The following is a 14,539-nucleotide window of genomic DNA, read 5'->3' on the forward strand; positions in this document are numbered from 1 at the left end:
CGCAAGGTATTGATTTCATTTGTAAATTTGGCTTCTCAGTCTAATTTGCTGCAATGCAGCAAAAAAGACTTGGAAAGTACAGTCAGAGCGCCTATATTGCTTGTATGACTGACACCAAAGACTGGCTCAAGACGTCCTGGAACGCTGGAATCGATCGTTTGCGCCCTTCGGGCGCGCTGGCTTCGGATGCCTCGCGCAGCCCACTGATGATCCCCATTCGCTCGCTCGGACCGCGCCACCGCGAGCGCATCGCGCAGCACTTGCTCAAGCTTGCGCCTGCGGACCGGTACTTGCGGTTTGGCTACTCAGCCAGTGACGATCAGGTGCGGCGCTACGTCGAGCAGCTCGATTTCGAGCGCGACGACATCTTCGGTATTTACAACCGCCGTCTCGAACTGATTGCCATGGCGCACCTGGCATTCGCGCCCAGCCCGGCGCACAGTGAATGCGCCGAATTCGGTGTCTCGGTGCTCGAACACGCCCGCGGACGCGGCTACGGTGCGCGTCTGTTCGAGCGCGCATGCATCCACGCACGCAATGAGGGGGTTCGCATGCTCTTCATTCATGCGCTTTCGGAAAATACCCCCATGCTCAACATCGCCCGCTCTGCCGGTGCTGTGGTGCGGCGGGAAGGCTCGGAGTCCGAAGCCTTTCTGGAACTTGCGCCCGCCAGCCTCGACACCCGCATGGCAGAGGTGGTGGAGCAGCACTTTGCCGAACTGGACTACCGCTTCAAGCAACAGGCGCACCAGTTCTGGGCCTTTCTTGGCGGCATGCAGGCGCAGCGTTATGGCGGATCGGGCGACGGACAACCGCCGGTCGCCTAAACGGGCAGATTGGAGGCAGAGCGGCTGCGCCACTACACTAGCGCTCTGTTTCACTACCGCACGTCCTGCACCCGAAGGCAGTGTCCGAACCGCACCCCGCGCGCGCGCTTGACAAGGAAGACAAGCGCACCTTTCTGCAAAAACTCGTTGAGTTCATCCACCCAGGGCCCGATTCGATCGAGGAACTGGTGGTCATTCTTTCCGAGGCCGAAGACAACGAGCTCATCGGACCCGAATCGCGCGTCATGCTCGAGCGCGTGCTGCGCATGGCCGACCGCACGGCCGGCGATGTCATGGTGGCCGCACCGCGCATGGATCTGCTCGACATCGATGCTCCCATGGACGAGGTGCTGCGCCTCGTGATCAACACCGCGCACTCGCGCTTTCCGGTCTATCAGGGCGAGCGTGAAAACATCATTGGCGTGCTGATGGCCAAGGATCTGCTCAAGCTGCAGCGCGCGCCTGAGTTGCATATCCGCACGCTGCTGCGTCCCGCCACTTTCGTGCCCGAAACCAAGGGTCTCAACGATCTGCTGCGCGAGTTTCGCAGCAACCGCAGCCACCTGGCCGTGGTCATCGACGAGTTTGGCCGCGTGGCCGGTCTGGTCACGATCGAAGACGTACTGGAAGAAATCGTCGGGGAAATCGAAGACGAATTCGACATTCCGGAAGACGAGGGCGACATTTTTGCCCTGGCTGACCGCACCTACCGGGTCAGCGGCGACACGCCGGTGGAGCGTGTCGCCGAAGCGTTTGGCGTGCCTATCGCCAGCAGCGATCCAGAGGATGAGTTCGACACCATCGGCGGCCTCATTGCGCACGAAATGGGCCATGTCCCCCAACGTGGCGAGCACCTCCAGTTCTGCGGCCTGCACTTCGTGGTTTTGCACACCAAGGGCGGCGCGGTGCGCTGGTTCAAGGTGACCGGCGCCACGCAAGACCTCGCGCGGCCCGATTGATGCGGGAACTCGGCAGCGCTGCGCGCGCAGGGCTCGCGTGCGCTGCGGGGCTGGCGCAAGCGGCGTCGCTGGCCTGGCCAGCCAGCGGCGTGCCGCTCTGGTGGCTGCAGGTTCTGTCGCTCGCTGTTCTGGCAGGACTGCAGCGATCGACCGCGCATCCCTTCCGCGCCGCTGTGCTGGCCGGCCTGTTTGCCACGGCCTGGTTGTGCGGCACCTTCTGGTGGCTCTTCACTTCATTGCACACCTACGGCGGCTTGCCTGCGCCGCTGGCCGTTCTGGCCGTGCTGGGGCTTGCGTTGTTCCTGGCGTCGTATTACGCCATTGCGGGCGGGCTGTACGTGCTGTTGGCGCCCGCCTCACGGCTCGGCGCGGCGCTGCTGTTTGCTGGGCTCTGGCTGCTGGCCGAGTTGGCGCGCAACACCCTCTGGACGGGATTTCCATGGGGCGCCGGGGGCTACGCCCACGTGGATGGACCGCTGGCGGCGTTGGCACGGCTTGTTGGTGTCTACGGCATCGGCTTTGTGGCGGCGCTGCTGGCCATGCTGCTGGCCAGCCTGCGCGCCACAGACCTGCGGAGAACCACAGCCTGGCTGCTGCTGGGAACCCTGGCTGCCGGATTGGTCGCAGCGAGCGGGCTGCGCTACTGCGCACTCGGCGGCTGCAATCGACCTGCGATCGCAGAGCATGCGCCACTCGATCTGGCGCTGCTTCAGGGGAACATCCCGCAGGACGAAAAATTCCAGGTGGGAAGTGGCGTGCCCACGGCACTGGCCTGGTACGCGCGCCAGCTGGCGGCCGCCAGTGCCGCGCTGGTGGTGGCGCCTGAAACCGCGCTGCCTTTGCTGCCTGCACAGTTGCCGCCCGGCTATCTGGAAGCCATTGCACGGCGTTACGCAAAGGGCGACCAAGCCGCCTTGATCGGCATTCCACTGGGGGATATGAAAGCGGGATACACCAATTCGGTGCTCGGCTTTGCGCCCGGACAGGACGTACCGTACCGCTATGACAAACACCACCTCGTGCCTTTCGGTGAATTCATTCCACCCCTGTTTCGCTGGTTTACCGAGATGATGGATATTCCTTTGGGCGATTTCGCACGAGGCCCGCTGGGCCAACCCGCTTTTCTGTGGCGCGGCGAGCGCATCGCGCCGAACATTTGCTATGAAGATCTTTTTGGCGATGAGATCGCTGCACAATTTCGTTCGCCCGAACACTCCCCCACGGTGCTGCTGAATCTGAGCAATATTGGCTGGTTTGGCACCGGTCTGGCGATCGATCAGCACCTCACGATCAGCCGAATGCGCACACTGGAGTTCGAGCGCCCCATGGTGCGCGCCACCAACACCGGCGCCACCGCCGTGATCGACTACCGCGGGCAGGTCACGCACCTGCTGCCTCGCGCAACACGCGGCGTCCTGCTCGCGCAGGTGCAGGGCCGAAGCGGAGCGGTGACGCCGTTTGCCTGGTGGGCCGCGCGCTGGCGCCTGGTGCCACTGTGGATTCTGGGGGCGGTGTGCCTGCTGGCAGGTTTGTGGGCGCGCCGCCGCCCTCGCAACCACCACCTGAAGCCGCTTGCGTAAAGCCTCTCTACAATCGGGTCTAGACGCAATCATCTAAAAATGGCACTTTCCGCCTGTTCTGGCAGCGCTACATCACGCGGCCGGGGCCATCGGGGCGGGGCAGGGCACTACCCACAGAATGAGCGCTGCGCGGGCAGCCCTGGAGCACGATTTACATGGCAGATTCTTTTTCCTACGAACAACTGATCGCTTCGGGCGAAGGCCGGCTTTTTTCACCCGACAGCGGACGCCTGCCCTTGCCGCCGATGCTGATGTTCGACCGCATCACGCACATCGATAGCGACGGCGGTGCGCATGGGCTGGGGAGGATCCGCGCGGAACTTGATGTGCGTCCCGATCTGTGGTTTTTTGACTGCCATTTCCAGGGGGATCCAGTGATGCCTGGCTGCCTGGGCCTGGACGCCATGTGGCAATTGATCGGTTTTTACTTGACCTGGCTACAGCTGCCGGGCAAGGGCCGTGCGCTGGGCGCGGGCGAAGTCAAGTTCACGGGCGAAGTGGGGCCCGACGTCAAACTGGTCACCTACGAGATCGACATCAAGCGGGTCATCAAACGCAAGCTGGTGATGGCCATTGGTGACGCCCGCTTGTTGGCGGATGGCCAGGAAATTTACGTGGCAAGCGACCTGCGTGTCGGCCTGTTCAAGAAGGACGACGCGCCCGCCGCTGCGAAAGCGACAGGAGAGACTCCATGAAACGGGTGGTGATTACGGGCACGGGCATCGTCTCGTGCATTGGCAACGACAAGGCATCGGTCACGCAGTCGCTGCGCGAGAGCCGCTCGGGCATTCGAGCCATGCCGCAATTTGCCGAAATGGGCCTGCGCAGCCAGGTGGCGGGCGTGCCGCAGATTGACCTGGAAGCGGTGATCGACCGCAAGCAACTGCGCTTCATGGGCGATGCGGCGGCGTACGCGCATGTTGCGCTCAGCCATGCCATCGCAGAAGCTGGCCTGCCGCCCGAGACGGTCTCGCACCCGCGCACCGGCCTCATCATGGGATCGGGCGGAGGGTCGCCCGCCAACCAGATCGAGTCGGCCGACATCTTGCGCAGCAAGGGCATTCGTCGTGTCGGGCCCTACCAGGTCACGCGCTGCATGAGCTCCACGGTCTCGGCCTGTCTGTCGACCAACTTTGCCATCAAAGGCATCAACTACTCCATCACCTCGGCGTGCAGCACCTCGGCGCATTGCATTGGCGCCGCTGCACAGCAGATTGCCTGGGGCATGCAGGACGTGATGTTTGCCGGCGGCGGCGAGGAAGTCACCTGGGGCATGGGCATGCTGTTTGACGCCATGGGCGCCATGTCGAGTGCCTACAACGCCACGCCGGAGAAGGCCTCGCGTGCCTACGACGCGAACCGCGACGGCTTCGTGCTCTCGGGCGGCGGCGGTGCCGTAGTGCTGGAGAGCCTGGAGCACGCGCAGGCGCGGGGCGCCACCATTCTGGGTGAAATCGTGGGTTTTGGCGCCACATCCGACGGTGCCGACATGGTGGCACCCTCAGGTGAAGGAGCCATTGCCTGCATGCAGCAGGCCATCGCCGGGCTGGACCAGCCGATCGATTACATCAACACCCACGGCACCTCTACGCCCGTGGGCGACGTGCCTGAGCTGCGCGCCATCAAGGCCGTGTTTGGCGACGCGATTCCGCGCTTCTCGTCCACCAAATCGCTCACCGGCCACTCGCTGGGCGCGACCGGCGTGCAGGAAGCCATCTATTGCCTGCTGATGCTGCAACAAGGCTTCATTGCCGGCTCGGCCAACATTGAAACTCTGGACCCCGCCGCCGAAGGCATGCCACTGGTGCGCACCACGGTGGATGCACCGATTCGGACTGCGCTCTCGAACAGCTTTGGCTTTGGCGGCACCAACGCCAGCCTGGTGCTGCGGCGCTGGGACGGCGCCTGATCGGCCGGGCCGCCCAGGCCCTGCGTAAAATCGTGTGCTTGCGCGCCGCTCTGGCGTGCCAAGGGCCTGGCCCCACTTTTTCTCGCGCGGCCCGTGCCGCGCAGCACACCCGATGTTGACCTTCCAGCAAATCATTCTCAAGCTCCAGTCGTACTGGGACGCGCAAGGCTGCGCGCTGTTGCAGCCCATTGACATGGAGGTGGGTGCCGGCACCTCGCACACCGCCACCTTCTTGCGAGCCATTGGACCTGAGCCTTGGAAGGCCGCCTACGTGCAGCCCAGCCGCCGCCCCAAGGACGGTCGCTACGGCGAGAACCCCAACCGCCTGCAGCACTATTACCAGTACCAGGTGGTCTTGAAGCCCGCGCCCAGCAACATCCTGGAGCTGTACCTCGGTTCGCTCGAAGCTCTGGGTTTTGATTTGAAGCAAAACGACATCCGCTTTGTCGAAGACGACTGGGAAAATCCCACGCTGGGCGCCTGGGGCCTGGGCTGGGAGGTCTGGCTCAATGGCATGGAGGTGACGCAGTTCACCTACTTCCAGCAGGTCGGCGGCATCGATTGCAAGCCCGCCACGGGCGAGATCACCTACGGCCTGGAGCGCCTGGCCATGTACCTGCAGGGCGTGGACAACGTCTACAACCTGATCTGGACCGAAGGGGCTGACGGTTCCAGGCTCACCTACGGCGACGTCTACAAGCAAAACGAGGTGGAGCAATCCACCTACAACTTCGAGCACAGCGACGCCGACTTTTTGTTCACCGCCTTTAACGCCCACGAGAAGCAGGCCAAGTACCTGATCGAGCAGCAACTCGCCCTGCCGGCGTACGAGCAGGTGCTCAAGGGCGCGCACAGTTTCAATCTGCTCGACGCGCGCGGCGCCATTAGCGTGACCGAGCGCGCCGCCTACATCGGCCGCATCCGAAACCTGGCCCGCGCTGTGGCACAAAGCTACTACGAGAGCCGCGAACGCCTGGGTTTCCCCTTGGCGCCGCGCGAATGGGTCGCGCAAATGGCCCAGAAGGCCGCTTGAGGGTGGAGCCCACTTCATGACTACGAAAAATCTACTCGTCGAGCTCTTTGTTGAAGAGCTGCCTCCCAAAGCGCTGCAAAAACTGGGCGATGCCTTTGCGGGCGTTCTGTTCGAGCAGCTCAAGGCGCAAGGACTGGCCACCGCAGATTCGGTGGTCACGCCCTTTGCCTCGCCGCGCCGACTGGCCGCTCAGGTGACCAACGTGGCCGACAAGGCCGCCGACAAAGCGGTGCGCCAAAAGCTCATGCCCGTCAACGTGGGCCTGGACGCCGCGGGCGCCGCCTCGCCTGCGTTGCTGAAAAAGCTGCAGGCGCTGGGTGCGGATGTCTCTGATCCAGTGGCTGCGGTTGGCGCTCTACAGCGCGCACAAGATGGCAAGGCCGAAGCCTTGTTCTACGACAGCGTGCTGCCCGGCGCCACGCTGCAGGAAGGTCTGCAAAAGGCCCTGCACGAGGCCATCGCCAAGCTGCCCATTCCCAAGGTCATGACCTACCAGTTGGAGACCGACTGTGAGCTCCCCGGCTGGAGCAGCGTGCAGTTCGTGCGCCCCGCCCACGGGCTGGTGGCGCTGCACGGCAGCGACGTGGTGCCGGTCAAGGCGCTGGGGCTCACGGCGGGCAACCGCACGCAAGGGCACCGGTTTGAGGCCAAGGTCTCCCCCGTGGTGCTCAGGGACGCGGACAGCTATGGAATGCAACTGCGCGACGAAGGCGCCGTGATTGCCAGCTTTACCGAGCGCCGCGCCGAGATCGCACGCCAGCTGGCTGCTGCGGCCGCAAAAGTGGGCAACGGCGCCCATGCCATTGACGACGACGCCCTGCTCGACGAAGTGACCGCGCTGGTCGAGCGCCCCAATGTGCTGGTGTGCTCGTTTGAGCAGGAGTTTCTCGGCGTGCCACAGGAATGTCTGATCCTGACGATGAAGGCCAACCAGAAGTATTTTCCGTTGCTCGACGCCGCCGGCAAGCTGACGAACCAGTTCCTGGTGGTCAGCAATATCACGCCGGAAGACGCCAGCCTGGTGATCGGCGGCAACGAGCGCGTCGTGCGCCCGCGCCTGGCGGACGCCAAGTTCTTCTTCGACCAGGACCGCAAGAAGACGCTGGCCTCGCGTGTCGAAGGCCTCGGCAAGGTGGTCTATCACAACAAGCTGGGGACGCAGGGCGAGCGCGTAGAGCGCGTGCGCACCATCGCCAAGGCGATAGCCCAGCAATTGGGCGATGGCGCGCTGGTGCAACAGGCCGACCAGGCCGCATTGCTGGCCAAGACCGACCTCGTGACCGACATGGTGGGCGAGTTCCCCGAGCTGCAAGGCACCATGGGCCGCTACTACGCGCTCAACGATGGTCTGAGCGAGGTGGTGGCCGATGCCATTGAGGACCACTACAAGCCCCGCTTTGCCGGCGACAGCCTGCCGCGAAGCACCGTGGGCCTGGTGGTGGCGCTGGCCGACAAGCTCGAAACGCTGGTGGGCATGTTTGGCATTGGCAACCTGCCGACGGGCGACCGCGACCCATTTGCGCTGCGCCGCCATGCGCTGGGTGTGATCCGTATGCTGGTGGAGCAGGCGCTACCTTTGAATCTCGATCGATTGCTGTCGATTGGATCCAATGCGTTCGATGGATGGTTGGTAAGTCAAGGTGGTGATGCAGCGTTCAATTTCGGCTTCAATATTGCGAAGCTTGACGACTTCATCTACGACCGCCTCTCCGGCAGCCTGCGCGAGCAGGGCTTTAGCGCGCAGGAGGTGGATGCCGTGCTCGCCCTGCGCCCCCAGCGCCTGGCCTTGGTGGAAAAGCAGCTCGCGGCCGTGCGCGCCTTTGCTGCGCTCCCCGAAAGCCCGGCCCTGGCCGCCGCCAACAAGCGCGTTGCCAACATCCTCAAGAAGGCTGAGGCCGAAGGCCCGGTCGACCCGCATGTCAACCCCGAGCTGCTGCAGGAGCAGGCGGAGCAGGATCTGTACGCCGCGCTGCAGCGCTTTGTTCCCGAAGCCAATGCCCAGTTCGAGGCCGGCGACTTCACCGCGTCGCTGCAGACCCTGGCCGTGCTGCGCGCGCCGGTGGACGCTTTCTTTGACGACGTCATGGTCAACGCCGAGCAAATGGATCTGCGGCTCAACCGCCAGGGGCTGCTTAAAAGCCTGCATCTGGCGATGAATCGCGTCGCCGATCTCTCGCGCTTGGCGGTGTGAGCCTGGGCGGCGCGCTGCAGGAAGCCGGCAGCCGCAGGCGCCGGGCGGCGCTGGCCCTGGCGTTGGGCCCGCCCATGTGGCTCGCTTCCGTTCGGGCGTGGCTTGAATGGCAGGACGGCCGGCATCCGCCGACGCCAGCGTTTTCCGTCGCGCCCCTGCCGGTTTCCGATTCTGTCGGCGCGCTGTTTCTGCCCTGGCTGCTTGCCGCTTTGGCGCTGGTGCTCCTGGCGGCTGGGTTGTGGTGGTGGTGGCAGCGCGGCGGCGCGCGCGCCGTGCAGCGCCTGCTGCTGGCCCTGTGGGCGCTGCTGTGGCTGAGCGGGTCCGGCGCGCTTTGGGTCTCCCACGCCAACACCGCGCAGCTTGCCCCGCTGCCGGCAGAGCAGGCCCGCGTGCTGGGCCTGCGCCCGCGCCCGCCCACGCTGCGCGAGGTGGGTGGCAGCGAGGTGCTGTTGGAGCTGGCCCATAGCGCCGGGCCGCAGCGGGTACGCATCAACGATGGGCGCGTGGCGCTCTGGCAGCCCGGCCAGCGTTTGCGTGTTGAGCTCGCGCAGGGGCGCTTCTACGGCCTCTACCTCACAGGCTGGGACCGGCTGGAGCCTGCGTCACAATAGCCGGATAATCGTTCCATGAAACTCGTGATTCTTGAGCGCGACGGAACCCTCAACGCGTTGACAGAGGGGGAAGAGTTCGTCGGCTCGCCTGACGACTGGCATGCCCTTCCTGGCGCGCTGGAAGCGGTGGCGCGCATCAATCGCCAGGGCTGGCATGCGGTGGTGGCCACCAACCAGGCTGGCCTGGGGCGCGGTCTGTTCGATGTGGCTGCACTCAATGCCATCCACGCCAAGATGCACCGCCTGCTCTCGGCCGCTGGCGGACGCATTGATGCGGTCTTCTACTGTCCGCACGCGCCTGATGAGAATTGTCTGTGCCGCAAACCGGCGCCCGGGCTGCTTGAGCAAATTTGCGAACGCTACGGCGTGGATGCGGCCGATGTGCAGGTGGTGGGCTGCGGCGCCGCACATCTGCAGGCGGGCGCGGCCATCGGCGCGCAGTTGCATTGGCTGCGCTCGGTGGCATCGCCGCAGCCCTTGTCCGGTGCCCCTCTGCCAGCGGGGCTGCCGCCGCTGACGCATGTGCACCAGGATCTGTCCGCCTTTGCCGACTACCTGGGGCGCGAGGAAACGCTGGCCAGCGCGCAGGCCGTCCCTGCGGCTCCTTGACGCGGGCAGGCTGGCATGCAGGCACTGCTTCAACTGGCCCTGGATTTTTTCGCGCCCACTGCGGATCCTGCTTCGGCGTTCCCCGACGAAAATTTTGATCAGAATAGGCCTCTAGCGCTTATTCCACCTACGTTGAAAGCTCCTGAATCGGGAGCAAAACAAGGCCCTGGCGTGCCGGTGGCGCCCACTGCCACGCTGTTTGCGCCCACCGTTTTCCGCCATCCCCAGGCCAAGCGCGAGCTGCGTCTGGGCGATGCCATCGTGGGCTATGCGCTGGTGCGTGCGCGCCGCCGCAGCATAGGATTTTCGGTGGGGGTGGAAGGGTTGTCTGTGCGTGCACCGCAGGCGGTTACGCTGGCCGCCATCGACGCAGCGCTGCTGGCCAAGGCCGACTGGATTGTGCGCAAGTTGGGTGAAACACGCGAGCGCAACCGGCGCCAGCAGCATGCGCAGATCGTCTGGCGCGACGGCGTGCAACTGCCTTATCTGGGGCAACTGCTTGGCGTGCAGCTTGACCCGGCGGCGCCGGTGGTGGGGCGGCTGGTGGCTCTTCCCGATGCGCTGCCGACGCTGCACCTGGGTTTGCCCCTGAGTGCCACGCCGCAGCAAATGCGCGACACCGTGCAGGCCTGGTTGGGCCGCAGCGCACGCGCGCATTTCACCCAGCGGCTGGATCATTTCGCGCCGTCTATGGGCGTGCGCTGGCAGCGCCTGGCGCTCACCAATGCCCGCACGCGCTGGGGCAGTGCGCGCAGCGACGGCTCAATCCGCCTCAACTGGCGTTTGATGCACTTTGCTCCGGAAGTGCTCGACTATGTGGTGGTGCACGAATTGGCCCACTTGCGTGTCATGGACCACAGCCCGCGCTTCTGGGCCGAAGTGGCGGCCGTGTTGCCGAACTATGCGCAGCTGCGTCAGCGCCTGCGCGAAGAAACCGCGCCCAATTGGGACACTGACTGAAGGCCGCTGCCGCTTCAGGCGTGCGTCAGCCAGTCTGCGTGCTCAATGTCATTGAGATGCGGCAGCGTGTTGAAGGTCTGCAGCATCAGGCGCTTGGGCGAAATGCTCATTTCACTCACTGCGCTGTTGCGAATGCGCATGTTGAGCGCAATGGTGACTTCGGGCGCCGTGCCCAGCACCTCGCCGACAGCGGTTGAGATCGGCCCGCCGCTGGACACAAGAAGGACCTTGCGGCCGGCATGGGTGTGGCGAATTTCGTCCAGCGCCGCATGCACGCCTGCGGCAAATTCGTCCCAGCTCGGCATGTCGACTGGACTGATCACGCCTGCCATCCACTGGGCCAGTGCATCGCACAACAGGCGGAAATGGTGGCGGTAGCGCTCGGGAGTGTCGGGGCGCTCCAGCGGTTCGGGGTGGACCGCGTGGATCAGCGCCAGGCTGTCGTATTCGTTCAGGCCGGGGGTGCGGGTGGCCTGCGGCGCGCCGCCCAGACCTTGCACGATGCCCGCCAGCGTTTCATCGTGCCGGCGCAGGGTTCCGCTGTACACCGCGTCAAACACCATGCCGCGTTCGCGCCAGAACTCGCCCAGGCGCAGCGCCTGCCGGTGGCCCATGGGGCTGAGCTGGTCGTAGTTGTCGGCGCCAAACGAGGCCTGGCCGTGGCGCACGAGGTAGAGGGTTCCCATGCGCCCAGTGGGCCAGAACTGGGCGCGCCCGTTTGTCGCGCGGGTGACGGCTCCGTGGTCGTTGGCCCCGTCTTGCCCGTCTCAGGCTGCGGTCAGCACGCCAGCAAAGACATCGGCGTCCACATTGCCGCCGGTGAGCGCCAGGCCCACCACCTGGTTGGCCAGTGGTTCGCGCTCTTGCAGGGCCCCCGCCAGAGCCGCAGCGCCAGCGCCTTCAGCTGTGTTGTGGGTGTCGGTAAACAGGGCGTGCATGGCGGCGCCCACTTGCGTGTCGCTGACTTGCACGATGTGGTCGATGTGGGGCGCGATGATGGCCAGCGCCTGCGCGTCGGCCACCCGGCAGGCCATGCCGTCGGCCAGTTGGGTGGTGACGGGTGATTCCACGACGCGGCCCGCAGCCACCGAGTCGGCATAGGTGGTGGCGTGGCTGCTGACCACGCCCACGATGCGCACGCCATGGCCCAGGGCAAGCTTTGCGGCAATGGCCGAGCAGGCGCCCGAGCCCTGGCCGATGGGCACGTACACGACATCGAGCTGCGGCACAGCGCGCAAAAACTCCCACCAGTAGGTGCTGACACCGCGCAGCAGATCAAAGTGAAAGCTGGGCACCATGTGCGCGCCGCGCTCGGCGGCCAGCTGTATGGCGTGCTCGCGCGCCTCCTGGAAGTCGCTGCCGTGCTCGATGAGCGTGACGCCCAAGGCGCGCATGGCAGCATTTTTTTCGAGCGAATTGCCCTGCGGCACCACGATGGTGCAAGCCACGCCGTGCTTGCGCGCGGCCCAGCCCATGCTCTGGCCATGGTTGCCGCGCGTGGCGCTGATCACCTCGCGCGGCATGGCACCGCGTTGCGCCAGCTGGTCGAAGTAGGTCAGCCCGCCCCGAATTTTGAAGGCGCCGACGGGGGTGTGGTTTTCGTGCTTGACCCAACAAGTCGCGCCCAGGCGCTCGCTCAGCAGCGGCCAGCGGTACTGGGGTGTGGCGGGAAACTCCTGGTAGACGAGCCGGGCGGCGGCTTCGATGTCGGACAGCGTGGGCAGAACAGTGGTCATGGACTGGTTGAAGAAGTGGTTACGGAAAATGCACTCGCCCTTCAATGGCGGTCAGGCATCTCCCGCCCACCCAGACCTGGCCATCGCCATCCTGATGAATGTGCACCCGACCGGCCCGGCCCCGGCATTCGCCTTGGGCCACCCGATACGCCGCAGGTGCCAGGTTTTCAGGAATCAGCCACTGCGCCAGACTGGCGTTCAGGCTGCCGGTGACGGGGTCTTCGCTGGTGCCCAGCGAAGGCGAGAAGGCGCGGATCGCCGAGTTCGGTGTGCCATCGGTCGATGTGTCGGCAGCGATATAGGCCACGCCCACGTCCTGGCCGAGGTCGTGCAGACGGGCGTGGTCGGGCTGCAGGCCAAGTACCGCTTCGCGGCTGTCCACCAGCAACGCTAGCCAGCGTGGGCCGTTGTCGAGCACGCGGGCGGCGCGAATCTGCTGGGGCCGCAGCCCCAGTGCGCCGGTTACCAGCGCCAGCAGGGCCGGGTTGGGCTCGCTTTGCTGCATGGGCGGAGCGGCGAAGGCCAGCAGACCCTCGTTCTGGCGAATCTGCACCTGGCCCAGACCGCACTCCTGCACGACGCAGCCAGGCGTGCGTGGCTGGCCACCGGCCTGCAGCCAGGCATGGCAACTGCCCAGCGTAGGGTGGCCGGCAAAGCTCAGCTCGCCGCTGGGCGTAAAAATGCGCACGCGGTAATCGGCGCCGCGTGCACGCCCGGCTTCGCTGGGCGGAAGCAAAAAGGTGGTCTCCGACAGGTTGGTCCAGGCGGCAAACCGTTTGAGCGTGCGCTCGGGCAGGTTTTCTGCGTCAAGCACCACGGCCAGCGGATTGCCATCACCGTGGCGTTCGCTGAACACGTCAATCTGCAGAAACGGGAGATAGGTCACGCGGCGCCCTCCAGAGCCAAACCGCTACAGTGTAGAGCGCTCCTGCAGTGCGCGGACGGCATCAGCCAGCGCGGCGATGCCGGTGTCAATCTGCGCGCTGCTGGCTGTCACGAAGGACAGGCGCAGGGTGCGCGGATCGGCTTGGCCGGCATAGAACGCGGCGCCCGGAACAAAGGCCACGTTGCGCTCCACCGCCAACGCCAGCAGTGCGCTGGCGTCCATGCCTTCGGGCAGGCGCAGCCACAGGAACATGCCGCCGACGGGCCGATTCCATTGCACGTCCAGGCCGTCCATTTCCCGCTCCAGCGCTGCCAGCATGGCATCGCGTTGCAGGCGGTAGAGCGTGCGGATGGTGGGCACATGCCGATGCAGAAAACCGCCTTGCATCACCTCGACCACCATGCGCTGGTTGAAACCGGGCGTGTGCAGATCCGCGGCTTGCTTAGCCTGCAGCAGCTTGGGGAAGATTTCGGGCGGCGCCACCAGATAGCCCAGGCGCAGGCCGGGTGCCAGCACCTTGGAAAAGCTGCCAAGGTAAATGCAGCCCGCCGGGTTGCGCGCCGTCAGCGGCGCGGGCGGTGGCGCGTCGAACCACAACTCGCCGTAGGGGTTGTCTTCCAGTAGCGGCAAGCCGAGTTCGGCAGCAGTTTCCACCAGCGCGGCGCGGCGCGCTTCGCTCATGGTGCGGCCGGTCGGGTTCTGGAAATTGGGCAGTACATACAGAAAACGCGCCTTGTCGGTGCCGCTGCCCGCCAGGCGGGCCAGCGCATCGATCTGCACGCCCTCGTCGTCGCTGGGAACCGATTGCACCACGGGTTCCATGGGTGCAAAGGCCTGTAGCGCGCCCAGATAGGTGGGGGTTTCGACCAGCACGCGGCTGCCGGGGTCGATCAGCACTTTGGCCACCAGGTCCAGGCCCTGCTGCGAGCCGGTAGTGATGAGCACCTGCGCCGGGTCCACGTCCCAGGGCAACTGCGCTGCCACCGCTTCGCGCAGCGGACCGTAGCCCTCACTGGCGGCGTACTGCAGGGAGGCCGCGCCGTCGTGTTGCAGCACGGCAGCGCAGGCGCGCGCAAAGTCGTCCACCGGAAAAGTGCGCGGAGACGGCAAGCCACCGGCCAGGCTGACGATGCCCGGTTTCTCTGTGAGTTTCAGAATTTCGCGGATGACCGAGGGGTTCATCTTTTCGGTGCGCGTGGCAAGTGTCCAGGACATGCAAGTCTCCTTGGGTTGGGAAG

At 65.3% G+C, this 14,539-nt stretch carries 14 protein-coding genes; 10 read left to right on the forward strand and 4 right to left on the reverse strand.

Annotation, left to right across the window (positions count from 1 at the left end; all coding sequences use genetic code 11):
- Positions 1-104: 104 nt before the first annotated feature.
- From C6571_RS09880 to C6571_RS09925, 10 genes are all read left to right on the forward strand, one after another.
- Positions 105-827, forward strand: coding sequence for a GNAT family N-acetyltransferase (locus tag C6571_RS09880; RefSeq protein WP_106446533.1), 723 nt, complete (start codon positions 105-107; stop codon positions 825-827).
- Positions 828-907: 80 nt separating this feature from the next.
- Positions 908-1,786, forward strand: coding sequence for an HlyC/CorC family transporter (locus tag C6571_RS09885; protein ID WP_106446534.1), 879 nt, complete (start codon positions 908-910; stop codon positions 1,784-1,786).
- On the forward strand, positions 1,786-3,366 hold the full coding sequence (gene lnt, locus C6571_RS09890; RefSeq protein WP_106446535.1) for an apolipoprotein N-acyltransferase: 1,581 nt from the start codon (positions 1,786-1,788) through the stop codon (positions 3,364-3,366). Before C6571_RS09885 ends, lnt begins: the two co-directional genes overlap by 1 nt.
- Before the next feature lie 155 nt (positions 3,367-3,521).
- Positions 3,522-4,061, forward strand: coding sequence for a 3-hydroxyacyl-[acyl-carrier-protein] dehydratase FabA (fabA, locus tag C6571_RS09895; RefSeq protein WP_106446536.1), 540 nt, complete (start codon positions 3,522-3,524; stop codon positions 4,059-4,061).
- Positions 4,058-5,275: a beta-ketoacyl-ACP synthase I gene (fabB, locus tag C6571_RS09900; RefSeq protein ID WP_106446537.1), complete on the forward strand. Its 1,218-nt coding sequence runs from the start codon at positions 4,058-4,060 to the stop codon at positions 5,273-5,275. The genes fabA and fabB overlap by 4 nt, the downstream gene beginning before the upstream one ends.
- Positions 5,276-5,387: 112 nt before the next feature.
- Positions 5,388-6,308 carry a glycine--tRNA ligase subunit alpha gene (gene glyQ / locus C6571_RS09905; protein WP_106446538.1) on the forward strand — a complete coding sequence of 307 codons (921 nt, stop codon included), beginning with the start codon at positions 5,388-5,390 and terminating at the stop codon, positions 6,306-6,308.
- A gap of 16 nt (positions 6,309-6,324) precedes the next feature.
- The gene (gene glyS / locus C6571_RS09910) at positions 6,325-8,499 is read left to right on the forward strand and encodes a glycine--tRNA ligase subunit beta (protein WP_106446539.1); all 2,175 of its coding nucleotides are present in this window, start codon (positions 6,325-6,327) and stop codon (positions 8,497-8,499) included.
- A gap of 74 nt (positions 8,500-8,573) precedes the next feature.
- The gene (locus C6571_RS09915) at positions 8,574-9,110 is read left to right on the forward strand and encodes a hypothetical protein (RefSeq protein ID WP_211300617.1); all 537 of its coding nucleotides are present in this window, start codon (positions 8,574-8,576) and stop codon (positions 9,108-9,110) included.
- A 15-nt stretch (positions 9,111-9,125) separates the two neighbouring features.
- Complete coding sequence (gmhB, locus tag C6571_RS09920) at positions 9,126-9,719, forward strand: D-glycero-beta-D-manno-heptose 1,7-bisphosphate 7-phosphatase (protein WP_106446541.1); 594 nt, start codon at positions 9,126-9,128, stop codon at positions 9,717-9,719.
- A 15-nt stretch (positions 9,720-9,734) separates the two neighbouring features.
- Positions 9,735-10,679 carry a M48 family metallopeptidase gene (locus tag C6571_RS09925; RefSeq protein ID WP_106446542.1) on the forward strand — a complete coding sequence of 315 codons (945 nt, stop codon included), beginning with the start codon at positions 9,735-9,737 and terminating at the stop codon, positions 10,677-10,679.
- A gap of 14 nt (positions 10,680-10,693) precedes the next feature.
- Here the strand turns inward: C6571_RS09925 and C6571_RS09930 are convergent, their stop codons facing one another.
- The 4 genes from C6571_RS09930 to C6571_RS09945 all read right to left on the reverse strand — a co-directional run bounded on the left by C6571_RS09930 (position 10,694) and on the right by C6571_RS09945 (position 14,516).
- Positions 10,694-11,365, reverse strand: a complete 672-nt coding sequence (locus tag C6571_RS09930) for a histidine phosphatase family protein (protein WP_106446543.1) — start codon at positions 11,363-11,365, stop codon at positions 10,694-10,696.
- Positions 11,366-11,446: 81 nt separating this feature from the next.
- Entirely contained in the window at positions 11,447-12,415 is a 969-nt protein-coding gene (locus tag C6571_RS09935; RefSeq protein ID WP_106446544.1) for a threonine dehydratase, read from the reverse strand.
- Between the two features lie 19 nt (positions 12,416-12,434).
- Positions 12,435-13,301 carry a PhzF family phenazine biosynthesis protein gene (locus C6571_RS09940; protein ID WP_106446545.1) on the reverse strand — a complete coding sequence of 289 codons (867 nt, stop codon included), beginning with the start codon at positions 13,299-13,301 and terminating at the stop codon, positions 12,435-12,437.
- A 24-nt stretch (positions 13,302-13,325) separates the two neighbouring features.
- A complete protein-coding gene (locus C6571_RS09945) occupies positions 13,326-14,516 on the reverse strand; it encodes an aminotransferase-like domain-containing protein (protein ID WP_106446546.1) in 1,191 nt (396 codons plus the stop codon).
- Positions 14,517-14,539 lie beyond the last annotated feature (23 nt).

Origin of the sequence: Simplicispira suum (assembly GCF_003008595.1) — a bacterium.
Lineage (GTDB): Bacteria > Pseudomonadota > Gammaproteobacteria > Burkholderiales > Burkholderiaceae_C > Simplicispira > Simplicispira suum.